Here is a 25,807-nt window from a genome sequence, read left to right on the forward strand (position 1 = left end):
GAGCTCCGGTCTGTTTAATGTAATTTCACGGAAAGGTCAATCTGGTATCCTTCAGGATAGTGATTGTCTATCGTAACATCTGCGTTCAGCTTTTGAATGCGCTGCGTCATATTGTCCAGCCCTATACCATTGGACGATTGCTCCGACCATCCGCTTCCATTGTCTTTATAAATGATATTCAGTTTATCTTTCTGATTGCTGAAAAGGAGATCAATCCTGCTGAACTCTGCATGCTTCAGGGTATTGGTAATGCACTCCTGTAATACTGCCTTCAGCTGAGAGAACTGGTAGTGGCTTAAGAAGCGCTTATCATCTGCTTTTTCATGTATCTGGTACTGAAATTCACCTACTATACTCAGCTTTTCCAGTGTCGCCCTGATATTGCTGATCAGGTCCGCAACAGAATATTGTTTATCCGATTTCAGGTCATGTGCCAGACTCCGTATCAGTTCCATAGTATGATCAATATGGTGTTCCAGTTCACTCTTGTCGGACAGGCCTTCTCCCGCCCGTTTGGCTTTTGCCAGTGTTTTGGCATATAACAGTGCCGGGTTGGCCTCATCATGTATATTCCGTGCCAGGTTAAGTTTAAACTCCAGGAACTTAGCCTGTTGCCGCTGGCGTATAATCACAAAAGCAGAAACACCGGCCAGCAGCAGCAGTACAGTGCCAGACCCGATCAGTAATAGCAGCTGATCTGTTCTCTTTTGCTTGGCCTCTGCTTCTGCCAATACAATTTGCTGGTCTTCCACTTTCGCCATTGCATACATCATATCGCTGGCCTCGGTCACCGTAGTGGACATAAATTCTTCGCCGATTTCTATGGCTCGCCTCAGAGTATCAATGCATGCTACGTAATTACCCTGGTTATATAATGCTCTTGCTTTATACTTGGTCACTATATAATGATCCCAGGTACTTCTGTTTTGATTAAACTCTCCTTCTAGCAGCTTTATATAATGTGCCGTACTATCAATGTTCGCTTCCTCCAGAAAGAATACCGTTTTGTTATCGATAACCTTGAACTTAAGATAGCTTTTTAAATATTCTGGGGTACCCTCATAATCAGCCAGTGCCTGCATTTGCTCGATGGCATTCCAGATCAGTTTACGGTCATTTGTAGACACCCCTTTTTCGTACAGTAACTTAACCTGCGCATTTCGAAGCGCAGCTATAGCAAGCAGGTTTTTAGAGTTGTTCTGTTGTACATTGGTCAGCGCTTTGTTTATCGCATCAGTGATTTCTTGTCCGCTGATGCTGTCCTGCTCATGATAGGCAGCCTTACCCATATAGATCAGTAGATTGCCCGTTCTTATTAAGGTAGCACTATCCAGGCGTTGGTTGACAACTGCAGCGGGAAGTCCTAGTATATAGGTCCTGTTCTCTTTATACAAGTCCAGCGTGCGGTGATAGGAGTTCTTGCCATTATAATAGTCGGTCAGGAACATAAGCGGACTTATGGAGTTTTTACTGCGACTTGTTTTGGCCTGCGCCATCATTTTCTCTGCGTAATAAAGCATTTGCCCATCTCTTCCGGACATTTTTGCCTGATTACTTAAGATAGCATAGTATTCTTGCTTATATAAATCATTATAATTATTATTCCATACAATTTTCCGGTAAGGACTCATGATATCGAGGATATCCTTGTTCTTGAATAATACATGCTTGAATGTCAATAACTGCATTGTTTCCTGTACCGCATCCAGATACTCTTTTTCTTTCAGTGCCCCTTTCTGATACCGAATGTAAAGGTTATTCAAAACCCTGGTAGCAGAGTCTTCTTTGCTTTGTGCCAAGGACCTTCCCATGCCGGCAAATATGAAGGCTATAACTGCTGCTAATGCAATCAGCCCTCGCCGTCTGCTGCCAGCGATAGTACTTCTTAAATTGTTTTTTCTGTGCTGAGTTTGTGCTGTTGCAAACATAAAAATGACTGTGTATGAATTGAAGTACTTTAAATCCGGTCAATATTGCATTCAGGTCATAAAGGTAAGCCCTCGGGGTATTTTCGAAGAATCCGATTGTGTTTTCTGAATATAAGTATTGAACAAGTACAATATGATTTAGGCCAATAGTGGGCGAAAGATACAAATCCGAAGCATTTTCTCCATATCGTAATCTCCGAAAGTATAATAATTCGATCTGATTCAATAATTAAAATATTATGTACTAATCATATTCCTTCTGATCCGGTGCCTGTTTTTGTCCTCTCTTAATGCCGGACAAGGGGTTTTGTACATAGTGTTAATGCCTGAGTGCGGAATGTTCAATAAGACAATTCGACTTGTTCGTAAGTTTTTAACCGCCTTCGTTTCCCGCTCTACTTTTGATACATAACACCTTGGAAAAATACACAGTGGCCCCGCATAAAAATGTGATGATGACCGTCTTTTCAGACTACATCTATGTATCAGTAAACCGCTGCTGTGCTTGTTCTAACCTTTATTGTATTACTCAATTTTTTCTCTATGAAACGAAATCTACTTTGGAAGGTACTGGCGGTTAACCTGTCATTGAGTATTCCGACACTGGCACAAAATCCGGGCGGAGTACCTGTTACGGCATGGTACCGGGCCGATGTGGTATCCAGCTTATTTTCAGATGCGGGCATTACGAGTGCCGGCAACAACACGACAATACAGCAATGGAACGAATACCAGGGCACCGGGTTTAACCTGCTCCAGTCAACAGCAGGCAGCAGACCTGTGTTTTCCGCAAGCACTACACTTGCCAACTTTAACCCTACCGTTACATTTGACGGAAGCAATGACTGGATGCAGTTCAGTGCGGGTACCGGTGTCAACATCATTGACCGGGTCAACGGATCGCTCTATGCAGCGGGGTATGTAAATGTTTTGAAAAGAAATGGCTTTCTCGGCTTCCATTCTTCTATGGATTATCCGGGACTGCACCTTTTTTCGAACACAAACCAGGTACTGTTCTTTACCGGAGGGCCAGGATACCAGGGCTTAAGTCCCAATGCGCTGAAAGCAAATATGTATTTTAATGCTGGATCGGGATGGCAGAATGGTGGCGGTACCAATGCAAACTATGCTGCAGCTACTGTATCCATGAACGGAGACCGTGCCGATTATATCGGGTCTCAGTTAAATAATGCTAATCAGAGTACCGGCGCACGCGATCTGCGTATCGGTGCCGATGATAACTATGGTTCATTCAGCGGTCAGCTGAATGAGATATTGGTTTTTGAAGACAGGCTTACTGCTGCTCAGACCGATCAGCTGGAAAGCTATCTGGCTATTAAATACGGTACTACGTACGCAAGTGGTACTAAAGATTATAAAAACGCAGCAGGTGTTGCAGTATGGACTGCCGCCGCACATACCGGGTATAAAAGCAATATTGCCGGTATCGCCCGTGACGATAATGGTGCATTACATCAAAAGCAATCCTGGAGCACCAATACGGGTACACAGGTGCTGATCGGTACTACCGGCATGGCCAATACTAATGCTGCGAATGCAAGCGGACTGAGTAATGGTCAATACCTGATCTGGGGCGATAACGGACTGGCTAAAGTGCCTACGGTTTCCTTTACCGGAAGTGGTCTGAGCCATCGTTTCGCTGCAGTATGGCAGGTGCAGAATACAGGTACTGTAGGTACGGTAAGAGTGGCCTGGCCGCAAGGCTTAACCAATCTGAGCCTGATCCAGAGTACAGATGCGACTTTTGCAACCGGTAATGCGATTACTGGTATGACTGCTAACTCCACTACCATAAACGGGGTGGTATACAATTATGCAGATGTAACCCTGACCAACGGTCAGTACTTTACATTCGGTGCGAAACTGGCAGGCCCTGGTGGGGTAACTACCGGCTTACTCATGTGGCATAAAGCCGATGACGGTACGGCTGCTGCCGGGCAGAAAAATATCTGGAAAGACATATCCGGTAACGGAAGAGATGTAATCCAGACCAATAATGCTACTTATCAGCCTGCACTGGTGACCAATGCCAGCTATACGGCCAATAACAGAAACTATACGTTCAACTTTAATCCATTCTACTATTTCGATGGAACGAACGATTTCTTCTACAGACTTAATGATAACTACTTCCCGACTACTACCAGTCCGGGTTCTGCTTATGGCGTCATGCTCAACTCTACAGTGGGCGGATGGCGTACTCCATACGGTTGGGGCGATGATGATCCTAACCTGGTAAGAGGAGATAACGCGTATTATCTGACCCGCGATAACGGAACGGTATTGAATACTAATAGTTCGGTTACCTTAAATACCAAACCGGCTCATATCGGCGGCATGTCCTGGCGTGGCAGCACCAATGGGATGTATATGAACATAGACGGACAACTGTTCTCTACACCATCATATAATGTCGGTAGTGTAAATAGTGCGGCTAATTTTGCTATCGGTTCAGAAGGGTATAACCTTACCGCAACCGGGTATGAGCAATACCAGGGCGCCATGTCAGAAGTATTTGCCTACAGTGTAGACCACCAGAATTCTGGTGGTGATGAAAAGCAAAGAATCAATTCTTACCTCGCCCTTAAATATGGTATAACCTTAAAAAATGATGCCGGTACCAATACCACGAACTACCTGAGCAGTACTTCAGTAGTGGTTTGGGATACCACCATCAATAATGGGTATAACAACAGCATTGCCGGTCTGGTTAATGATGAAAACAGTGCATTAAATCAGAAACAATCCCGTAGTAACGTTAGCGGACAGCAAGTCCTGGTCGGTACTACTGGTCTTGCCAATACCAATGCATCAAACAGTGCTGCCCTGACTAACGGTCAGTACCTGATCTGGGGCGACAATGGTCTGGCTAAAGCGCTTTCTACACCATTGACTGGCATATCAGGACTCAACCTGCGTTTCGCAGCCATCTGGAAAGTACAAAATACAAATACAGTTGGCACCGTACGCGTAGCATGGCCTGCCGGTATTGTAAACCTTTCGCTGATCCAGAGTATCGATGCTGTATTTGATGCAAGTGATGTGAGAACGGATATGAGCGTGAATACACAAACCATAAATGGTGTGGTATACAACTATGCAGATGTTACACTGACAAACGGAAATTACTTCACTTTCGGAGGCTATATCGCTGGTCCGGGTGGTGTAGGCACCGATCTGTCTTTGTGGTATAAAGCCGACAACGGTGTGACTACAGATGCGAATAAGATGGTTACTGAATGGGCTACCACAACTACCAATGCGGTGAATCTGACACCAAGTGGTACTGCTGTACTGCCTTATAATGATCAGACAACTTATACCAGCACCTGGAACTTTAATCCTACCGTTAGTTTTGATGGTACAAACAATTATTTACGTAACAACACTACCGCTTACTTAAATACTGCAGGTTCTGTTCACTACATCGTAGTTGCCAGAAACCCGCAGCGTAATACTGCTACCCGCAGTCTTTTTGCCATAGCTGGTAATGATGATGGATTCTTCTATTCCGGAGCAGGTAGTAATACAGCAATCCCTGCAATCGGTAACAACTACAATGTAGCTGCTGCTGCCATAGCTACTCCGAATAACTTTGGTATCTATTCTGCAATATTACCAAAGACCGGTAGCCCTGCCAATCAGAGAGGATTCTATAATGGCCTGATGAAGGTGTACCCATCACCATATCCGTATACCGGGGGTAACTATTCGCTGCCTACTACTGGTGCTTATATCGGTGCAGACGGTACAACCGGCGATAACTTTAGTGGTGATATTGCCGAAGTGGTATTGTATCACAATCCTACCGGCGGTGATATGACCAATGCAGATCTGTCCAGAATTCATAGTTATCTGGCACTGAAGTATGGCATTACCCTGGATCAGACCAGCGCACAAAATTATGTGAGCTCTTCCAGTGCAGTGATATGGGATGCAGCGACTACAAATGTTGGCTATAATAGTAACATTGCCGGTATCGGTAGAGATGACGTAGGTTCCTTAAATCAAAAACAATCGAGAAGTGTCAATGCAGGCCAGCAGGTACTGGTAAGTACTACCGGTCTGGAAAGCACTAATGCAGCTAACTCCGGGTTAATGACCAACGGTCAGTTCCTGATCTGGGGTGATAATAATCTGGCTAAAGCGCCTACGGTATCTATTGCCGGCATTACTGGTGTAAACTATCGTTTCGGATCGATCTGGAAAGTACAGAATACCGGTACTGTGGGAACAGTACGTGTAGCATGGCCTAAAGGATATGCTAATCTGAAGCTGATCCAGAGTACTGATGAAACCATCTCTTCTTCTGATGTAATCACTGATATGATCAGCAGCCAGGTAGTAAATGGCGTAGAATATAACTATGCAGATGTTACCCTTGCCAATGGCCAGTACTTCACCTTTGCAGCTTTCATCCAGGCTCCGGGCGGGGTTACCAATAACCTCAGCTACTGGTACAGAGCAGATAAATTTGCAGAATCTGCGGCTACAGGTTCGAGTGTAACTTCATGGACAGACTTTACTTCCGGTACTGTTTCCGCGCAGTTAGGCGATAATGCACAGCCGGTTTCGACACTGGGCGGCAGCACATATTTTAACTATAACCCTGGTGTTAAGTTTACCTCCGCAAACCAGTCTCTGGGCAATCTGAATGTACAAACGGTTACCAGTCTGAACTATGACATCTTCACCCTGACCAAAGAAGGCGTATCTCCTGGTGCTAATGGCAGAATCTTCAGTGCCCTGGTGAATAATGCAGACCAGAGCGGAAGCATTAACTATTGGGATGGTATCGGTATCCTGGCCGACCAGCGTATCGAACGTATGAATGTTGGATACAGCAACAGATACCTTGCTAATCCTGGCAGTATCTTGTACTCCACAAATAGTCCGAGTATCATGTACAATAAATTCAGCGATATCGATGTATCGAAAGGGGTGAATGGCGCCGCTAATGGTACTGCAGGCACCAACTCGGCAAGAGGTCAATTCAATGGTGGTCATGCATTCGGTTCTACACAGTTCTCCAGCAATGGTAGTGATAATGCCGGCTTTACCGGCGACCTGGGTGAGGTAATCATTTATGGTAATGGTAATATTACTCCTGCGGAAAGAAACAAAGTAGAATCTTACCTGGCGATCAAATATGGTATTACCCTGCAGAGCAGCAACAACTACACAACTGCTCAGAATGTAGTAGTATGGAATGCCGCAACCAACGCCACCTATTACCACAATGTGGCCGGTGTGGGTTACGATTATATCTCTGCATTACTGCAGAAACAAAGCCGCAGCCAGATGGCAAATGCCAACAATCAGGTGATTATGGGCCTGGGAGAGATCGACTCTACCAACGACCTGAACCCTGCAACACTGACTGATGGTCAGTTCCTGTTATGGGGCGACAATGGCAATACGCAAGCTATGACCAATACAGCGACCACTTACACTGCATTTAACTATGCAGGTGGTACAAACAATGCACGTCGTATGAACCGTGTATGGAAAGTACAGAATACCAATGTGGCTAACGAGATGCTGATCCGCTTCCCTGTAGCTTCGGTAGGTACCACTACACTGCCTCTGGGCGATGCTTGTGGCAGCTATGCGATCCTGTTTGCAAATGACAGTACCTTTACGAATAACCTGACCGTTTTGCCGCTTACCGTTAACGGAACGGACTATGACGTAACCCATGCTTTCCCGAACGGAACCAGCTTCTTCACATTTGCTAAACTGACCCCACTGGCCAATGGCGTGGTATACCTGCCTGCGGTAACAGAAACTACAGACCAGTATAACAATAACTGTGGAGTAGGTGAGTGGATCCAGTATTATCAGACTGGTAACCCGACACAAAAAATGCTGGGTATGGCCGGATATACAACTACAGAGTTAAACAACTTCGATGTTGTGATTACACCAGAAGGTATCGGCTACGATGATGGTACCCGCACAACCAACCTGATGCCTCGTATTACTACCGTCGTAAACGGTAATGCCGGAGCATTATCAACCGGTAAAGTAAGAATATACTACAGCCAGAGCGAAATGAATGCAACTATTGTACCGGGTGCGGTAACCAACAGCTGGTTTAAATACGAAGGTAATGCAGATTCAGTGCTGACCGATGTGTACAGTGATGGTGTATTCCTGACTGGTAAAGCTGTTGCGATCACTCCGGATGCAACAGGCGTAGAAAATGGCGTGAGCTATGTAGAGTTCCATAACATCAATTCCTTCTACAGCTTTGTATACCTGTCTTCTACAGAAAATGTACAGACTGTGTTGCCGGTTCAGCTGACTACCTTTACCGCAACCAAAGGACAAGGTAAGGTTGTATTAGACTGGACTACAGCCAGCGAGCAGCATAACAAAGGTTTCGCAGTAGAGCATAGTACTGATGCCCGCAACTGGAATACTATCGGTTTTGTCAATAGCCTGGCTGCTTCTGGTAACAGCAATGCAGCATTGCAATACGCATTTACCCATAAAGAACCTGTGAACGGTAATAACTTCTATCGCCTGAAGCAAACAGACTTTGACGGTAACTATGTATACAGCCCGGTTAGAATGGTCGGCTTTGCACAAACCGAAAATACAATCCGCATCCTGCCTAACCCTGTCCGCAGTGAGTTATGGATTCAGGGGCTGAGTGGCAGCAACAAGATTGTAATTACCAATGCTACCGGACAGGTTATGGTAACAATTAAAACGGATAATGTAGCCAGCCATATGGTCAACATGGGTCACTATGCACCGGGCTTATACATCATCTCCGTAGTGAAAGAGAATGGTGTGAGGAGCAGTTATAAAGTGATTAAAGAATAAGCTATAAATTGATATTGCACATACTTTAATGCACAAGACAACCCGCCTGCTTATCGCAGGCGGGTTTGTTATTTACCGCACTGCGGGAAGTTCTTATGCTATATTCATATAATACGGTACTTTTTGGTACCGGTATAAATAAACCATTTTTTTACATAAAGATTAAAACAAGGAGGATTCTAGTTTTAGTGTTTGATTTGTTTCAAATAGTAGAGGAGTGTACCTTAACAGGCCAGAGCAGCGCATCTGGCCTGTTTATTTTTAGCCTGCCCAGATATTTTTTTTGTTAAAAAGTGCATTCTGTATTCATACTTGAGTTAAACTGTTATATTTGCTGACTATTAAAAAAATCAAAATGTTACATAACAGTGTGTTAACTAGGAATTAGCCCGAACTGTTTCTACATTTGTACCAAAATTACCAAAAGCCCATTCCGAACTTGACCAGGAAATTCCACATATTGAGCAAGAAGTTCATCGTGATGCTATTGGCGCTTCAGATCATGAATATGAGCGTCTATAGTTCGGGGTTTTATATTAAAGTCAAAGACGGCAAAGGACATAAGGTATCTATGTTCAACCAGATCGACTCTGTACTGGAGTATCTCGTGGAGATCACTTTCGGTCAGGTAAATGCGTTTCCTGAACAAGATACGGGCCACCATCATCCTATCAAGCACATCACCAAGACTGCCAAGTTCTTTGATGTAGCAATACAGGAAATCCGACAATTCGAATTACAGTCTATTACGGAACATGCTCCTGTAAAATATACAGAGTATACCGATAAATACGATTTTCTTTATTACAAAGAGATCAATCCTCCCCCTCCCAAATTTAATTTAGTCTAAGTATATTTGTAATACGCATATGTGTGTATTATGTTTGTTTTGCTTGTATCTATGGTACAGGTGTATATCTTATATTTAATACGATTAAATTAAATGAAGCGGAAAACCTTACTGGGCATTGCGGGAGCAATGTTCATAATGTGGGTATGCAGTGCGCATACCTATGCCCAAACCAGCGATACCCTTCGCGTCAACCTGAACGAGGTTGAGCAGACCTTTTTAGAAAAAAACTTATTATTACTGGCACAGCATTATCAGGTTAATGCGGACAGTGCCCTGATCACGCAGGCCAGGCTCTGGGATAATCCGGTGCTGAGCACAGACCAGAATGTATATGCCAATCGCCGCTTTTTCGAGCATGGTGTCAACCCTGACGGTACACCAAGAGGCCAGTTCCTGGTACAGGTGGAGCAGCTGATACAACTGGGTGGTAAAAGGTCCAAAAATGTAGCGCTGGCAGGTACCAATGCGACAATTACCTACTGGCAGTTTATCGACCTCATGCGTACACTGAAGCTAGAGTTACGTAATAACTATTATACACTGATTCAGGCGCTGAATCTCTCCCGTTTATATGCAGAAGAAGATGGCCACCTGGACCAGCTGGTCAAAGGGATGCAGGCACAATTACAGGCCGGTAATATTGCCCGTAAAGATTTGCTTCGGCTGCAGGCATTACAACTGACACTGCACCAGAAAATAGCGGATAACCACCAGCAGATCGAAGACCTGGAGGCTAGTCTGCGTACCTTACTGCAAACCGGTCCGCAAAGTATACTGATACCATCTGAACAGATGAATAACAAGGTGGTACTGCCTCAGTTGCAGGATGCCATGACTACTGCAATCGAGTATAATCCGGAGTATAAAATTGAGAACTACCGGCTGACCGGTACTACTCAAAACCTGGCAGTACAGAAAGCCATGGCCGTACCGGATCTGACCATCTCTCCCAATTTTGATCAGAATAGTAACTATACACCTAATTACTGGGGGCTGGGACTGAGTATTCCTATACCGGTATTCAACCGTAACCAGGGTAATATCAAGGCCGCTCAATTCCAGATCAGGTCTCAACAGGCTGTGGTCGATAATAAGCGTATTGCACTGCAGAACAATGTAGCAGCAGCATACAACAAACTGTTCGCGGTACAGAAGATGAATGCCGATAACCAGGATGCATTCTACAAAGACTATGATGCCTTGTATGACAATATCGTGCAGAGCTATAAGCAGCGTCAGCTGAGCCTTGTAGAATTTATCGATTACCACCAGGCATACCTGGATGTAATGAGCCAGAAATCCAACCTGGCCCTGCAATTGCAACTGGCCAAGGAAGAACTGAACTTCCAGTCCGGAGCGGATCTTGTTAAATAATTTATTTCCCCCAAAACAAAATAATAACCATGAATTTTAAGATAAGCATTCCCGTATTATGCATGCTGGTATGGGCTACCGCCTGCGGCAGTAAAGAACAACCACAGGATAATACCAATAAAAAATACGTCATCAGTGACACGATGATGAACATGATACAGCTGGACTCCGTACGCACCAGTACGGTAGTAGATCAGCTGACCCTTACCGGTAGCGTAAGTTTCAATGAGAATAATGTAGTGAATATATTTCCCCGCAGTAGTGGACAGATCGTTTCTACTACGGTGTCTCTGGGCGATTTTGTACATAGAGGCCAGGTACTGGCCGTAATCAAAAGTGCCGATGTAGCCGGTAGCTACAGTGACCTGAACAGCGCCAATGCCGATATATCGATTTCTAAAAGAGAAATGGAAAGTGCAGAAAACCTGTACAAAAACGGTATCAGCAGCGAACGTGAGTATGTAGAAGCAAAGCAAAACTATCAGAAAACACTGGCACAGGCCAATCGTATCAAAGCACAGATCAGCATTAATGGTGGTAGCGGTGCTACACAAAGCGGTAACTATACACTGACCTCCCCGATAGATGGTTATGTAGTGGCTAAAAACGCTACCACAGGCGCTTTCATTCGTTCTGATGATGCTAAGAATATTTTCACCGTATCAAACTTGAGCAATGTTTGGGTAAATGCTAACGTGTATGAGTCCGACATTCCGAAAGTAAAACAAGGCTATAGCGTAAAGATCATACCAATGTCTTACCCGGATAAAGTGTTTGAAGGCAAGATTGAAAAAGTAGGCGATGTGCTGGACCCCGAGAATAAATCTATGGCGGTAAGAATAAGCCTGGCCAATAAAGACCTGCTGCTGAAACCGGAAATGTTTGTAAAAGTAATTGTGGAAAATACAGAAGGTAGTACGGCTACCTGTATTCCTACCAGTTCCCTGATATCTGTCGACAGTAAAAATTATGTCGTGGTATTTAATGCCAAAGATGACCTGCAGATTGTAGAAGTGCATGTGATCAAGAAGGCCGATGACCTCACATTCATCCAGGCAGAAGACCTGAAATTAGGACAGAAAGTAGTGACTAAATACCAGTCCCTCCTTTTTGAAGAACTACAGAAATATTAAGGTACCGTATCGTATCTATCACAAACAATGCCCGGTACATGAGTGCTGTGGCAGTTTAAAAATATTTTCCACATGAATAAAGTAATTAAGGGGGTCATACACTTTTCCCTCAGACACAGATACCTGGTGTTTTTCCTGACAGCTGTCATGGCTGTAATCGGGTATGTAAGTTATACCAAAACACCCATCGAGACATTTCCCGATGTAACCAATACACAGATCATTATCATCACACAGTGGCCCGGCCGCAGTGCAGAAGAAGTAGAACGCTTCGTAACCATACCGCTGGAAACACAGTTAAATTCGGTGCAGAGCAAGATCAACCTGCGTTCGACCTCTTCCTTTGGTCTGAGCTATATCCGCCTCATCTTTGATGATCATGTAGATGATGCCTTTGCCCGCCAGCAGGTTATGAGCCGCATAGGAGGGGCCGACCTTCCCGATGGTGCGTCGCCGGATGTGCAGCCACCATATGGTCCTACCGGAGAGGTATACCGTTATATACTGAAGAGCAAGACACGCAACATCCGTGAGCTCAATACCATACAGGAGTGGGTGCTGGACCGCAAGTTCAAGTCTATACCAGGTGTTGCTGATGTAAATACATTCAGTGGCGGAGAGAAAATTTACGAAGTAAGGGTAGACCCGCAGGATATTGCCAACTATGGTTTATCGGCCCTGGACGTGTATGAAGCGGTGAATAAAAGTAATATCAATGTCGGTGGCGATGTGATCGAAAAGAACGGACAGAGCTATATCGTACGCGGTATCGGTTTGCTGAACAATATTGATGAGATCAATAATATTATTGTCACTAAGGCTAATGGCGTACCTATCCTGGTAAAGAATGTGGCTAAAGTCGTAGAGACCGAAAAGCCGCGCCTGGGGCAGGTTCATCTAGATAATAATGACGATGTCGTAGAAGGTATTGTTGTGATGCGTAAAGGCGAAAATGCCAAAGAGGTACTGGACCTGATCCATGCCAAAGTAGATGAACTGAATAATAATATCCTGCCCAAAGATGTAAAGATCGTACCCTTCTATGATCGTACCCATCTGATGGAGTATGCAACACATACGGTACTGCATAACCTGGTTGAGGGTATTGTGCTGGTAACGCTCATTGTACTCATCTTTATGGCTGACTGGCGCACTACGCTTATTGTGGGCATCATCGTACCGCTTTCTTTATTATTTGCGTTTATGCTCATGCGCATGCGGGGCATGTCTGCAAACTTACTATCGATGGGAGCGGTAGACTTTGGTATTATTATCGATGGTGCCGTCGTTATGGTCGAAGGGATATTTGTAGCCCTCGATCATAAGTCGAGAGAAGTCGGCATGGAACGCTTTAATAAACTGGCTAAGCTAGGATTGTTCAAGCAGGTAGGCGCAGAAATGGGTAAGTCCATCTTCTTCTCCAAACTGATTATCATTACCTGTCTGATTCCGATTTTCGCCTTCCAGAAAGTAGAAGGTAAAATGTTCTCTCCATTAGCCTTTACACTGGGCTTTGCCTTGCTGGGAGCGCTTTTGTACACCCTTACCCTGGTGCCTGCATTGTCCAGTGTACTGCTGCGTAAGAATGTAAAAGAGAAGCATAATGTAGTCGTACATTTCTTTGAAAAATATATAGGACGTGCATTCCGCTGGACCTATTCGCATCCTAAAGTGAGCTTCCTGTCTGCACTGGTATTTATGGCCCTGTCTTTTGGTTCTGCCAAATTCCTGGGTTCTGAGTTCCTGCCGGAGCTGGATGAAGGTGCCTTGTGGGTAAAAGCGCAGTTGCCTATGAGTTCGTCATTAGATCAGAGCAATGAGGTGGCGCGTAAGATGATGGAAATTATTGAGAAATTTCCGGAAGTAAATCATACCCTGGCACAGGTAGGCCGTACCGTAGATGGTACCGATCCCAAAGGCTTTTTCAACGTAGAGATCGCAGTTGATCTTAAACAAAAAGAAGACTGGCCTAAAGGGGTTACTACGGATAAGCTGGTAGATAAGATGAATGACCAGCTCAGCAAAATCCCCGGCGTATTATACAACTATTCTCAGCCGATCCGTGATAACGTAGATGAGGCAGTAGCGGGTGTTCCGGCTTCTCTCGCGGTTAAAATATTCGGTCAGGATTTTAATACACTCGACTCCTTATCCAACAAGGTAATGGATCAGTTAAAGAAAGTACAGGGTATAGAAGACCTGGGTGTATTGCGTAACCTCGGACAGCCCGAGTATCGCATCGAACTGGATCAGCAAAAAATGGCCATGTATGGTGTGAATATCCAGGATGCCAACTCGGTGATTGAAATGGCAATCGGGGGTAAGGCCGCTACCCAGCTGTATGAGGGAGAACGTAAGTTTGATATACGGGTACGTTATGCCAAAGAGTTCCGTGATGCAGATGATAAAATTGCCCGCCTGATGGTACCGACACAGGATGGTGCCAAGATTCCGATCAGCGAGATCAGTACCTCCAAATCCTTGATTGGTGCGAGTTTCGTGTATCGGGATAATAACTCCCGCTATATCCCGGTTAAGTTCTCTATCCGTGGTCGTGATCTGGGTAGTACGATTAAAGAAGCACAGGCACTTGTGGCTAAAAACATTAAACTGCCACAGGGCTATACAATGACCTGGAATGGTGAATTTGAAAATGCACAAAGAGCCAGCAATACATTGAGTAATGTGGTACCGCTTTGCTTACTGGGTATTTTTATGATCCTGTTCGTTACTTTCGGTAATGCAAAAGATGCCTTGCTGACGATTATGAATGTACCGTTCGCATTGATCGGAGGTATACTGGCCTTGCATGTTACCCATATGAACTTCAGTATCTCCGCTGGTATCGGTTTCATTGCCCTGTTTGGGGTATGTATACAGAACGGGGTCATCCTGATTACCGAATTCCGTAAAAACCTGGAGGCTAAAATGCACCTGGATGAAGCGATACATCAGGGTGTTGTATCCCGCATTCGCCCGGTAGTAATGACTGCCCTGATGGCTGCAATTGGCCTTATTCCGGCCGCGATCAGTACTGGTGTGGGCTCTGAAACGCAGAAGCCATTGGCAATTGTCGTGATCGGTGGTCTGGTGACCTCCACCATCCTTACCCTGTTGATTCTACCGATTATTTATAGCTATGCCTATAACTTAATCCATAAACGTAAGAATCGTAAACTGCTCAAAAAAGCCGGATTGATACAGGGATAATCTGATTATAAAAGTAAAGGCCATGCAATGATGCATGGCCTTTTTTGTTTTGAATTTTAGTGGATTAATCTTTAATAATCTTCAGATTCTGACCATCAGGAAGATGTACAATGTACATACCTGCAGCCAGGTGATCTGTAGACAGACGTACCTGCTCTGCTATCGTAAAGTTCAATACAGATCTGCCTTGCAGGTCACTGATCCAGGCAGTTTTGCCATTGAGTGCTGTATTGCTGTTCGTCAGCATAATGTAGTCATGAGCAGGAACCGGGCTAACGGTTAAGCTGCCTTTGCCTTCATGACGAACCAGGCGTACCGGGCTGTAAGTTGCATCAGCACCAGGTTCTGTAATGCGCAGACGATAATAGTTAACCGGGCTTAATGGTTGTTCATCCAGGAACGAATAGCTGTTCTTGCTTTCTCCCAGACCTTGTACTGTTCCGATGCTGCTGTATGTTTTTGCATCAGCGCTACGTTCAACAGTATAGCGGGTTTGTTCCTCTTCAGAAACGGTATTCCATTCCAGCAGGCTACCTTTATCCGTTGCTTTTGCAGTGAAATCCAGTAAGTGTACCGGCAGGGCAGTAATAGAAGTTGCGCCTAAAGTAAACGGACTCCAGGTACTTACCGGGTTACTCGTTACATTACCTGCTGTTGTATTGCCGGTAATGTTCAGACCACCCTCATTCAGCCAGTTTGCGCCACTTTTATGTGCTACACGCAGGCTTGAAGTACTGGTGATCGTAATATTATTTACATTATCCCAGTAAATAGTCACCGCACCAGTCGCAGTAGTCAGCGGAGTCATATCCCAGTATTCACCGGTATTGTAAACCGCCAGGGGCGTAGCATCGGAGCCTGTTGTGGTATAGTTATTACCACCGGCACTACCTGTGTTATACTTTACCCGCATACCTGTTCCGTTAGCAGAAAGGTTCAGGTCCACCTTTTGCAGGCTGGTACCGTTTCCTACCGGATAGCTGAAGGTACCTGTACCTTCTTTAACCACATAGCCATTTACGTGGCTGCTGTTAGAGGCACCGGAATAAGTACCGGTGCTGGTAAAGGTTACTGGCGTAGTTGTACTGGCTGCAACGATATCACCAGAGGTAAAGGTCATATTACCCGATACTACCAGTGGCGTATTCAGGGTTACCCCTGCAGGGTTATTGATTACCACATCTTTGGCCAGGTAGGGTGCACTTCCGTTTACCGTTTGTGCGCCGGTACCATTAAAGGTAAGTGTACCTGTAGTTGGTGCAGCCATTGTCTGGTTATTGGTCAGGATACCAGTTACGGTAACCGTACCGTTGTTGGTAAATGTACTGCCGCTGGCATTGGTCATATCACCGTTTACCTGCATGGTACCACCGGTGTTGACGAATATTTCCGCACCATTGTTATAGAACACCTGGGCTGATGCAGAAAGTGCCATACATACACCCGTAAGGCCAAGGCCCAATGTTTTTATAGATTTGAAGCTCATAAGTTCTTTTTTTAAAGGTTATCGACCTGTAGGGATTTTAGATGGGTTATTCAGATTAGGCAGAGCAAAAGTAGTTTGTCCGTTACCACCATAAGTGGTACCCAGGATAGAGAACAGTGCTGTATTCTGTGCAATGCTCAGGGTCTGTCCGTTACAAGGTAACCAACTACCGGTGCTGTTAAAGCTGCCGCCATGCATGATGATTTGACCTATGGAATGAGATTCTCCGCCCAGGTGATCATAGCTTGGGAAAATACCAGCTACACAAATGTAGAATCTAACACCCTCAGTAGCTACAGCATTCTGCCAGCTTGCATTGGCGCCATCTGTTTTCAGTACTTTGCCGGCATTACCTGTTTGAGAAGGCAGGGTATAAGTACTCAGAGAAATCCAGCTACCGCCGTTGTAGAAATAAAAGCCTGCAGTACCATCGGTCTGATATACCATCAATCCGGTTGCCGGACTGCTGATAGCGACTCTTTGTGCAGAAGTCATGCGTGGAATCAGCATTCCTTGTGTGGTACTATTTACTTCCAGCTTCGCACTGCTTGCCGGACTTGTGGTACCGATACCAACGTTATCTTGTGCCTGGATGGTCCATGCGCTCAGCATAAATACCAGGGTGCAGATTATCTGCTTGATGAGCGTATTTGTTTTGTTCATTTTGTTTTAAGTTTAATTAGTGAAAAAGACCTGATGAAGATGGACAAGCGCTGAATTATACGAAACAGTTGCTTTGATGATGCCTGTAAAACCTAACCTGCAATGGTTGTAATTGTATAGGCAATACCCGCACCGACAATACTAAGGTCCAGCGTTTGTTTAGAATTGAAATTCATAGGTTCTTTTGTATAAGGTTAGCGACCAGTAGGGATCTTAGATGGGTTATTCAGATTAGGCAGGGCAAAAGTAGTTTGTCCGTTACCACCATATGTTGTACCCAGGATAGCAAACAGTGCTGAATTCTGTGCAATGCTCAGGATCTGTCCGTTACAAGGCAACCAGCTTCCGCTGCTGTTAAAGCTGCCGCCATGCATAATAATTTCACCCATAGAATGATATTCATAACCCAGGTCGTCATAAGAAGGGAAAATTCCTGCTACACAAATGTAAAATCGTACTGCTTCTGTAGTTACAGCATCCTGCCAGCTTGCATTGGCACCATCTGTTTTCAGTACTTTGCCGGTATTGCCTGTTTGAGAAGGCAGTGTATAACTGCTTAGAGAAACCCAGCTACCACCGTTGTAGAAATAAAATCCTGCAGTACCATCGGTCTGGTACACCATCAGGCCGGTTGCCGGACTGCTGATAGCGACTCTTTGTGCAGAAGTCATGCGTGGGATCAGCATACCTTGTGTGGTACTGTTTACTTCCAGTTTAGCACTGCTGGATGGGCTGGTAGTACCAATACCCACATTGTTTTGTGCCTGGATGGTCCATGCGCTCAGCATTAATACCAGGGTGCAGATCGATTGTTTGATCAGAGTAACTGTTTTGTTCATTTTGTTTTTATGTTTAATAGTGAAAAAGACTGAGTTGTGAATCGCTGGATTAATAGAGATTCTCCGGGCTGGCAGAAACAATAGTTTTGGTGATACCAGTAGATCCTGCAGTGGCCGGGCTTGTATTGGCTATGCCGCCTACACCACCGTTACCACCAGATGCACCACCAGCACCTCCGAAGCTGCCAGCAGAGGTACCAGTAGTAGTATTAGCTCCGATAGCTCCACCGTTTACCTGTAAGGTTCCGGTTATACTAGGCGTAGCAGAAGCTGCCATGATAATGATACCACCGCCACCGCCGCCACCGCCTGCACGGTAACTACCCGTTACGGTAGCTGCATCACTTCCGTTACCTCCGTTGGCTCTTACGGTTCCTGCTATACTCATAGCGCCTTTGGACATTAATACAATAAGTCCGCCGCCACCGCCACCGGCACCGGCATTATTTGCGGCCGCATCGGCAAGTATAGCGTTGGCTCCGTTGGCCGCAACTACCCCACCTGCACTTACGGTTATGGTTCCTTTGGCGTAGATCGCAAACGATCCGCCACCGCCACCACCGGTACTGGTACCACTACTGGCACCGGCACCGCTACCGCCGCCGTATACAGGAATATTGATCAGGCTGGGAATAGATGCAGTACGCACACCCTGTGGTACATAGGTATTGGTACTGAATACAGCTATCGTATGCGCAATACCTTTGTCACCAACAGTGGCAAAGTTTGTGTTGCCAGCAGGTAACACCGTAATGGTTCCGGTAATAGAAACGTTACCGCTACAGTGTATTTTGGTACCACTGGGTACAATCAGGGTGCCTGCAATCGTAATACTGGAAAATTGAAAATTCAGATCAGAAGGAGGTGATGCAGACCAGTCAACAGTGTTACCAACAGTTACGCTAAGCGCACCGGTTGCACCATTACCATAGATATCGGCACCAGAGCTGCTGCTGCCAGATGAGCTTACTGCCTGCCAGGCAGAGCCCGTGTAGTAATAGAAACCAGGAGTATTATTGGTCTGGAAGATCATAAGTCCAGTAGCAGGGCTGCTGATGGCATCACGCTCGCCCTGTGTCATTCTGGGCATAAGCAAGCCTTGTGTGGTACTGCTTACATCCAGTTTTGCACTGGCGCTGGGACTGGCAGTACCTATACCGAGGTTATTCTGGGCGTATAGGGTACTACCCGCTACAAGCACTGATACTGCAAGTAACAATCGTTTAATATGTATAGTTGAGAACATAGTAGTTGATTATATGGTTATGAGTATTTATTATTTTAGATAGGCGTAGCCATAAGGAAACTTCCCTCTCTCACGATAAAATCAAGTGTGGTATTTGTTGTTGTCCTTGCGGTCTGGATCGTAAATGTACCTCCCGTGGTGGTTTTTATGATCAGGTCGGCAGTATATCGGATACCCACTGTCGCAGTCGCAGAGTTGCCAAAACCAGCTGCTTCAAGATCATGCGTTCCCGTGCTGTTAAATACCGTACCGGGAATCAGAGAACCGGAATAGCTAACCCCAAAAGTGGTCGTTGCATTGCCAGAATAAGTATACCGTACCGTCATCGGCGCATTGGTACCGCCTGCCCTTTGACCGTAGATCATACCTGTAATACGGTACGTTTTGTTGGCCTCCAGCGTTAAGCTTACCACATTGGAATAAGTAGGAGAACTGGTGCTTACAGTAAACTGAGCAGCCAGCTCACTGTAAAGAATGTTACTGGAACTACTGCCCCCACTACCACTCAATGCGGTCCAGGCTCCATTATAAAAGTAAAATCCCGGTGTATTATCCGTCTGATAGATCAGTAAACCGGTAGCTGGAGAGGATATTGCGTTACGCTGTGCCTGCGTCATACGCGGAGTAAGCAAGCCTTGTGTGGTACTGCTTACATCCAGTTTTGCACTGGCGCTGGGACTGGCAGTACCTATACCGAGGTTATTCTGGGCGGTCAGGGTATGACAACCAAAGATGAATGTACAGACGGAAATCGCCTTACACCATCCGGAGTAAAAATGTTTCATGTAATACAGTAATTTGAGGAGTGAATAGAAGTGTTTTTATATATAGTTGATTGTGTTAATGTAAATGTACTTGAATACGTTAATGTAAAGCTAAATGTTTTTTATTCTAATCATATAATTCAATGCTATTTAATTGTAAAAAAAGGGGATTTTTCCCCTAAATTAAAGGGTAGCAAGGTTTTGTGATGGTTAGACTTTAACAATATATTAGTTCGACAAATTGTCGAAAAATGTCAAAATATTGAAATTAATGAGTAATTTGCGCCACTTTTTACAATCAAATAATCACTTTGTTTTATGAAAAAATTAATGACAATTGTTGGTCTGTCTGTATTTGCACTGGCTGCTAACGCACAAGAAGAAAGAGGTATTTACTCTGGTCGTGATGGAAAACGCTTCAGAAACATGGGCGGCGAAAATGCTGAGCATGAATTCCTGAAACCACACGCTGGTAATGTAACTGCTGAGTTAGGTTTAACAGGTGGTTTAGGTAATACAGGTTTAAGCCTGAACAACAATGCAGGTATGCTGCGTTTCCGTTATTTCGTTACTAACGACTGGGCTGTAAGACTGGGTGCTAACATCACTAACGAGTTTGAAAGAACTAATGCTTACGGTACTGGTAGCGCAGAAGGTTTCGTAAAAGAGCGTAACACAACTGTATTGTTCAACATCGGTGCTGAAAAACACTTCATGGGTACAAGAAGACTGTCTCCTTATGTAGCTGCTGATTTCATCATTGGTAACATGAGTGCACACGCTAATGGCGAAGATGCTACTCAGAATGGTACATACATGTCTGGTTACTCTTTCGATTCTAAAAGCATGAACAACACTGTATGGGGTGTGCGTGCGATGGTTGGTGCTGATTACTACATCGCTAAGAACGTATACCTGGGTGTTGAAGCTGGTTTAGGATACACTTCTACTACAATGGGTGAAACTGAATTGACTCAAACATTCAACAACGTAACTACTACAGTTACTAACAAATCTGCTGGTAAATCAGCTACATTTACTCCTGGTATCGTTACTGGTATCAGATTAGGTTTCGCTTTCTAATGTGAAGCAAACCAGATACAAAAAGAGTGCTGTTATGATACAGCACTCTTTTTTAATGTCATAGATTTTTGTATATACTATTCTTTCCAGAGGAAAGGAAACAGGATCACCCCGATCCCTAAAATAAGGAAATTCATACCCAGCATTACCAGCAACAGCATCATCCAGCCCTCCTGCAGCACATTCGATAAAGCCGCATTAGACAGTTTGCTCAGCATCATCAGCATCACAATAGCAATAGGGAAGCCCATAATAGCCATCAGGGCCGCATTCTGCTTAGCCTGTGCAGCGATAGCAGATAAGAAGGTAAAGAGCACTGCCATGCAACTTGCACCCAGGCATACGACAGATACAAACATTCCGGGACGCAGCAGGGGGTAGCCCAGCAGTAAGGAAAATAAGCCCAGGGTAAGCAGAGAGATGATCAGCATCATGACTACACTATAGATCATTTTAGCCAGCAGGTATTGTACCGGTGGCACAATGGTAAAGTAGTACCGGTTACGGGCAGTATTCTCCTGCAGGAAACTTTTAGCTACCGTATTTACCGTGATGAACAGTTGTGCGATCCAGAATAAAGCGTTCCAGATTTTAGTCTCGGGTTGTGCCGCCATCATATAGATCACAAACACCGTACAGCTGACATACAGCAATACACTGAAGAATGTATGTTTCTGACGCCATTCCAGCAGGATGTCTTTCTTGATAAGAGTTAATACGGTATTCACGTGCGATCTGTTTTTCCTGGATTGCAAAAATAGGTAATTCAAAAGAAAAGGGCCGCTTCTGCAGCAGCCCTTTATCATGTATTATTTAAAGTATTTCAGAATGTCATTGGCGTTGACCGCTACCATAAGGATCAGCAGGAGCACCAGGCCTATGGTCGTGACGATCTCCATAAACTTCTCATTCGGTTTGCGACCCGTAATCATTTCCCATAAGGTAAACATTACATAGCCACCATCCAATCCCGGGATAGGCAACAGGTTCATTACCGCCAATGCCAGGGAGATAAAGGCAGTGATATTCCAGAACGACTGCCAGTGCCACTCTTCAGGGAAGATCTTACGCATGGAATCGAAACCACCCACACCTTTATAGGCACCGGTTTTAGGATTGAAAATCAGTTTAAACTGGCCTAAGTACTGACCAATTTTATCTTTGGCCATAGTCATACCGGCAGGCAGTGCCTGGATGAAAGTGTATTTTTTCACTTCCATATTGACCTTAGCCATTTCAGCCAGCTCGTCATTATTTTCAGGCAGTCTTAATTCAATACCGATAGTACCGTCTTCTAATACTGCTGTGTTTACTGTAGTCAGTGTACCATTGCGGGATACCGATACAGGTATGGTAGTACCTTTATGCTGCAATAATGCATTTTTGAATTGCATTAAAGTTGATGCAGGTTGGCCGTTTACTGCTACGATCACATCTTTGGCCATGATACCGGCTTGTGCAGCAGGTTTATCTTTGGTCACCCCTTTTACTACAGCAGGGAATGGTACGGTAAATAACAGTTTACTCTTATTATCTACTAATTGCTCCACAAAGTTAACCGGCAGGGTAAACGTGGTGTCTTTGCCGTTACGGGTCACTGTAACATTGTGTGCATACAGCATTTTCGGCATCAGATCGTTATAGTAAACCAGTGTTTCACCGTTCACCTTTTTTACCTGGTCGCCATCTTTAAAGCCCAGCTTATAACCAAGGCTATCAGCTACTTCGATACCTGATTTCAGCTCAGCCATCGGTAATTTTTTTTCTCCCCATACAAAGAGGATCATAGCATAAATTACAAATGCAGTAAGTATATTAACGATAATCCCGCCCAGCATGATCAGCAGACGCTGCCAGGGTTTCTTGCTGCGGAACTCCCATGGCTCTGGTGGCTTGGCTAATTGCTCTTTGTCCATGCTCTCGTCCACCATGCCGGCGATCTTTACATAACCACCTAAGGGAAACCAGCCGATACCATATTCAGTATCACCTTTTTTCTTTTTCCATAAAGAGAAAGGCAGGATATTGCTGAAAGGGAAGAGAAAGTCAAAGAAAAGATAGAACTTTTCTACCCTTGTTTTGAACAGGCGTGCAAAGAAAAAGTGCCCTCCCTCGTGTAAAACGATCAGCAAGGAAAGTGCTACGAAAAATTGTGCAATCTGCACCCAAAGTCCACTCATGAGAAATTCTGATGTATTAATAGGTTTTTAGTAATCATTGTTTTGTAATAACTGCTCCGCGTATGCACGGGCTTCAGTATCAGAGGCTATCAGTTCTTCCATATTCGGTTTTTCGATAAACGGAAGTTGTTCCATGGTCTGCTCGATAATATCGCTCATTTCCAGGAAGCCTACTTTATTATTGATAAATGCGTTAACCACTACTTCATTGGCAGCATTCAGTACGCAAGGCATATTGCCACTTTTGTACATTGCCTGTGTCGCCAGTTGCAGGTTACGGAAGGTTTTGATATCGGGATCTTCGAAGGTCAGTGTGCCATAGTTCTTGAACTGAAACCTCGGGAAATCATTCTGAATACGCTGAGGGAATGCCATCGCGTATTGTATAGGTAGTTTCATATCCGGCAGGCCCATCTGTGCTTTGATAGATCCGTCGGTAAACTGTACCAGGGAGTGAACGATAGACTGGGGGTGTATCACCACTTCGATCTGCTCATTCTGCAATCCGAAAAGCCATTTCGCCTCTATCATCTCCAGGCCTTTATTCATCAGTGTCGCAGAATCAATAGAGATTTTAGCCCCCATAGACCAGTTCGGATGTTGCAAGGCATGCGCTTTCTTAACATTAACCAGGAAGTTAGGTTTCTTGCCCAGGAAAGGGCCACCGCTGGCCGTAAGGATGATCTTTTCGATCGTATCCATACGTTCGCCTGCAAGACACTGGAATATAGCAGAATGCTCACTGTCAACCGGAATAATTGGTACCCTTTTCTCTGCAGCTTTCTGCATCACCAGTTCGCCCGCTACAACAAGGGTTTCCTTATTGGCCAGACCAATGGTTTTGCCCGCTTCAATGGCAGAAAGGGTAGAGTGGAGGCCGGCATAGCCGACAATAGCACCGAGTACAAAATCTACGGTATCCCATTGTACCACCTCGTTCAGGGCATTATGTCCCTCAAATACTTTTACATTCGATCCGGATAAAGCCTGCTTTACCGTTTCGTATGCCTTCGCATCCGTAACCACTACTGCATTGGGCTGGTACTTACCGGCCTGTTCGATCAGCAGCGCTGCATTGGAATGAGCACTCAGTATCTCTACCGAAAATAATTGCGGATGAGCATCGACGATAGCCAATGCCTGTGTACCGATAGAGCCTGTTGAGCCGAGTATTGCTAACCTTTTCTGAGCCATTTTGTCTGCTTTTGGGGGGATGTTCGCAAATATAATGATCTAAAAGGATGTTAAAGTCCTAATTTTTCGTCAATATAATAATGATTACGCTCCGGCGCGTTACGAACAATGAGTTCGGCAAGGTAACCAGAGAGGAAGAACATCGTTCCCATCAGTATGAGCGTCAATGAGATATAGAAAGGCGGTCTGTTGACAATACCATAAGCATCCCACCAGATCAGCTTACAGATAACCATGTAAGACACAAAAATAAAGCCGATAAAAAACAGGAAGGCTCCCAGCAGTCCGAAGAAGTGCATAGGTCTTTTGGCAAATTGCCCGATGAACTGTACGGTGAGCAGATCCAGGAAGCCATTGACAAAGCGGTTCCAGCCAAACTTGGACACCCCATATTTACGGGCCTGGTGCTGTACCACTTTCTCGCCGATCTTTTTAAATCCGGCATTCTTAGCCAGAACAGGGATATAGCGGTGCATTTCACCATATATCTCCACACTCTTGACTACTTTATAATTATACGCTTTCAGTCCGCAGTTAAAGTCATGCAGTTTGATGCCTGACATGCGGCTGGTTACACCATTGAAGAATTTAGAAGGCAGGTTTTTGGTAATTCTATTATCAAAACGCTTCTTTTTCCAGCCACTCACCAGATTGAATTTTTCTTCACGGATCATGTGCATCAATTCCGGGATCTCATCAGGGCTATCCTGAAGGTCAGCATCCATAGTGATCACAACATATCCGTTAGTCGCTTTAAAGCCTTCATTCAGTGCGGCACTCTTGCCATAGTTACGCTGGAATTTAATGCCTTTGATATTCGGATTGGCGCTGCGTAATTTTTGTATTACATCCCAGCTGTCATCTGTACTGCCATCATCCACGAAAATGATTTCATAGCTGTACTGATGTGCCTGTGCGACACGATCTATCCACGCAGCCAGTTCCGGCAGCGATTCTTCTTCGTTCAATAAAGGTATTACTACAGATAAATCTAACACT

16 protein-coding genes are annotated in these 25,807 nt (G+C 44.8%); 6 read left to right on the forward strand and 10 right to left on the reverse strand.

Translation table 11 applies throughout. The features are described 5' to 3' along the window. Positions 1-14 precede the first annotated feature (14 nt). Complete coding sequence (locus tag FTD44_RS12195) at positions 15-1,811, reverse strand: sensor histidine kinase (RefSeq protein WP_222166724.1); 1,797 nt, start codon at positions 1,809-1,811, stop codon at positions 15-17. Between the two features lie 660 nt (positions 1,812-2,471). Here FTD44_RS12195 and FTD44_RS12200 point away from each other — a divergent pair. From FTD44_RS12200 to FTD44_RS12220, 5 genes are all read left to right on the forward strand, one after another. Beyond that, a complete protein-coding gene (locus FTD44_RS12200; RefSeq protein ID WP_222166725.1) occupies positions 2,472-8,783 on the forward strand; it encodes a T9SS type A sorting domain-containing protein in 6,312 nt (2,103 codons plus the stop codon). Between the two features lie 460 nt (positions 8,784-9,243). Further along, the gene (locus FTD44_RS12205; RefSeq protein ID WP_222166726.1) at positions 9,244-9,633 is read left to right on the forward strand and encodes a hypothetical protein; all 390 of its coding nucleotides are present in this window, start codon (positions 9,244-9,246) and stop codon (positions 9,631-9,633) included. Positions 9,634-9,726: 93 nt separating this feature from the next. Next, positions 9,727-11,010 (forward strand): TolC family protein, encoded by a 1,284-nt coding sequence (locus FTD44_RS12210; RefSeq protein ID WP_222166727.1) that lies wholly within the window; start codon positions 9,727-9,729, stop codon positions 11,008-11,010. 29 nt (positions 11,011-11,039) lie between these two features. Beyond that, the gene (locus tag FTD44_RS12215; protein ID WP_222166728.1) at positions 11,040-12,143 is read left to right on the forward strand and encodes an efflux RND transporter periplasmic adaptor subunit; all 1,104 of its coding nucleotides are present in this window, start codon (positions 11,040-11,042) and stop codon (positions 12,141-12,143) included. Positions 12,144-12,215: 72 nt separating this feature from the next. Next, positions 12,216-15,353 (forward strand): efflux RND transporter permease subunit, encoded by a 3,138-nt coding sequence (locus FTD44_RS12220; protein ID WP_222166729.1) that lies wholly within the window; start codon positions 12,216-12,218, stop codon positions 15,351-15,353. Between the two features lie 64 nt (positions 15,354-15,417). Here FTD44_RS12220 and FTD44_RS12225 read toward each other — a convergent pair whose 3' ends face one another. The 5 genes from FTD44_RS12225 to FTD44_RS12245 form a co-directional block, all read right to left on the reverse strand. Continuing rightward, the gene (locus FTD44_RS12225) at positions 15,418-16,839 is read right to left on the reverse strand and encodes a T9SS type A sorting domain-containing protein (RefSeq protein WP_222166730.1); all 1,422 of its coding nucleotides are present in this window, start codon (positions 16,837-16,839) and stop codon (positions 15,418-15,420) included. 18 nt (positions 16,840-16,857) lie between these two features. Further along, complete coding sequence (locus FTD44_RS16090; RefSeq protein WP_246625429.1) at positions 16,858-17,502, reverse strand: phage tail protein; 645 nt, start codon at positions 17,500-17,502, stop codon at positions 16,858-16,860. A gap of 194 nt (positions 17,503-17,696) precedes the next feature. Continuing rightward, complete coding sequence (locus tag FTD44_RS16095; RefSeq protein ID WP_246625430.1) at positions 17,697-18,341, reverse strand: phage tail protein; 645 nt, start codon at positions 18,339-18,341, stop codon at positions 17,697-17,699. A gap of 49 nt (positions 18,342-18,390) precedes the next feature. Then, positions 18,391-19,587 (reverse strand): hypothetical protein, encoded by a 1,197-nt coding sequence (locus FTD44_RS12240; protein ID WP_222166731.1) that lies wholly within the window; start codon positions 19,585-19,587, stop codon positions 18,391-18,393. 35 nt (positions 19,588-19,622) lie between these two features. Next, positions 19,623-20,372 carry a hypothetical protein gene (locus FTD44_RS12245; protein WP_222166732.1) on the reverse strand — a complete coding sequence of 250 codons (750 nt, stop codon included), beginning with the start codon at positions 20,370-20,372 and terminating at the stop codon, positions 19,623-19,625. Positions 20,373-20,669: 297 nt separating this feature from the next. Here FTD44_RS12245 and FTD44_RS12250 point away from each other — a divergent pair, with 297 nt between their 5' ends. Continuing rightward, positions 20,670-21,434, forward strand: a complete 765-nt coding sequence (locus FTD44_RS12250; RefSeq protein ID WP_222166733.1) for a hypothetical protein — start codon at positions 20,670-20,672, stop codon at positions 21,432-21,434. Between the two features lie 77 nt (positions 21,435-21,511). Here the strand turns inward: FTD44_RS12250 and FTD44_RS12255 are convergent, their stop codons facing one another. The 4 genes from FTD44_RS12255 to FTD44_RS12270 all read right to left on the reverse strand — a co-directional run bounded on the left by FTD44_RS12255 (position 21,512) and on the right by FTD44_RS12270 (position 25,806). Continuing rightward, a complete protein-coding gene (locus tag FTD44_RS12255; protein ID WP_317196838.1) occupies positions 21,512-22,162 on the reverse strand; it encodes a heme exporter protein CcmB in 651 nt (216 codons plus the stop codon). An 81-nt stretch (positions 22,163-22,243) separates the two neighbouring features. Beyond that, on the reverse strand, positions 22,244-23,614 hold the full coding sequence (gene rseP / locus FTD44_RS12260) for an RIP metalloprotease RseP (RefSeq protein ID WP_222166735.1): 1,371 nt from the start codon (positions 23,612-23,614) through the stop codon (positions 22,244-22,246). A gap of 27 nt (positions 23,615-23,641) precedes the next feature. Next, positions 23,642-24,808 (reverse strand): 1-deoxy-D-xylulose-5-phosphate reductoisomerase, encoded by a 1,167-nt coding sequence (locus FTD44_RS12265; protein WP_222166736.1) that lies wholly within the window; start codon positions 24,806-24,808, stop codon positions 23,642-23,644. 50 nt (positions 24,809-24,858) lie between these two features. Next, a complete protein-coding gene (locus FTD44_RS12270) occupies positions 24,859-25,806 on the reverse strand; it encodes a glycosyltransferase family 2 protein (RefSeq protein ID WP_222166737.1) in 948 nt (315 codons plus the stop codon). Position 25,807: the final 1 nt, after the last annotated feature.

The organism is Edaphocola aurantiacus (assembly GCF_019797745.1).
GTDB classification, from domain to species: Bacteria; Bacteroidota; Bacteroidia; order Chitinophagales; family Chitinophagaceae; genus Edaphocola; species Edaphocola aurantiacus.

Excerpts from the sequence above, each read along its gene's own strand:
- FTD44_RS12245 (WP_222166732.1), bottom strand. The coding sequence starts at position 20,372 with ATGAAACATTTTTACTCCGGATGGTGTAAGGCGATTTCCGTCTGTACA.
- FTD44_RS16095 (WP_246625430.1), bottom strand. The coding sequence starts at position 18,341 with ATGAACAAAACAGTTACTCTGATCAAACAATCGATCTGCACCCTGGTA.
- FTD44_RS12225 (WP_222166730.1), bottom strand. The coding sequence starts at position 16,839 with ATGAGCTTCAAATCTATAAAAACATTGGGCCTTGGCCTTACGGGTGTA.
- FTD44_RS12240 (WP_222166731.1), bottom strand. The coding sequence starts at position 19,587 with ATGTTCTCAACTATACATATTAAACGATTGTTACTTGCAGTATCAGTG.
- FTD44_RS12195 (WP_222166724.1), bottom strand. The coding sequence starts at position 1,811 with ATGGGAAGGTCCTTGGCACAAAGCAAAGAAGACTCTGCTACCAGGGTT.
- rseP (WP_222166735.1), bottom strand. The coding sequence starts at position 23,614 with ATGAGTGGACTTTGGGTGCAGATTGCACAATTTTTCGTAGCACTTTCC.
- FTD44_RS12250 (WP_222166733.1), top strand. The coding sequence starts at position 20,670 with ATGAAAAAATTAATGACAATTGTTGGTCTGTCTGTATTTGCACTGGCT.
- FTD44_RS12215 (WP_222166728.1), top strand. The coding sequence starts at position 11,040 with ATGAATTTTAAGATAAGCATTCCCGTATTATGCATGCTGGTATGGGCT.
- FTD44_RS12265 (WP_222166736.1), bottom strand. The coding sequence starts at position 24,808 with ATGGCTCAGAAAAGGTTAGCAATACTCGGCTCAACAGGCTCTATCGGT.
- FTD44_RS12210 (WP_222166727.1), top strand. The coding sequence starts at position 9,727 with ATGAAGCGGAAAACCTTACTGGGCATTGCGGGAGCAATGTTCATAATG.
- FTD44_RS12220 (WP_222166729.1), top strand. The coding sequence starts at position 12,216 with ATGAATAAAGTAATTAAGGGGGTCATACACTTTTCCCTCAGACACAGA.
- FTD44_RS16090 (WP_246625429.1), bottom strand. The coding sequence starts at position 17,502 with ATGAACAAAACAAATACGCTCATCAAGCAGATAATCTGCACCCTGGTA.
- FTD44_RS12200 (WP_222166725.1), top strand. The coding sequence starts at position 2,472 with ATGAAACGAAATCTACTTTGGAAGGTACTGGCGGTTAACCTGTCATTG.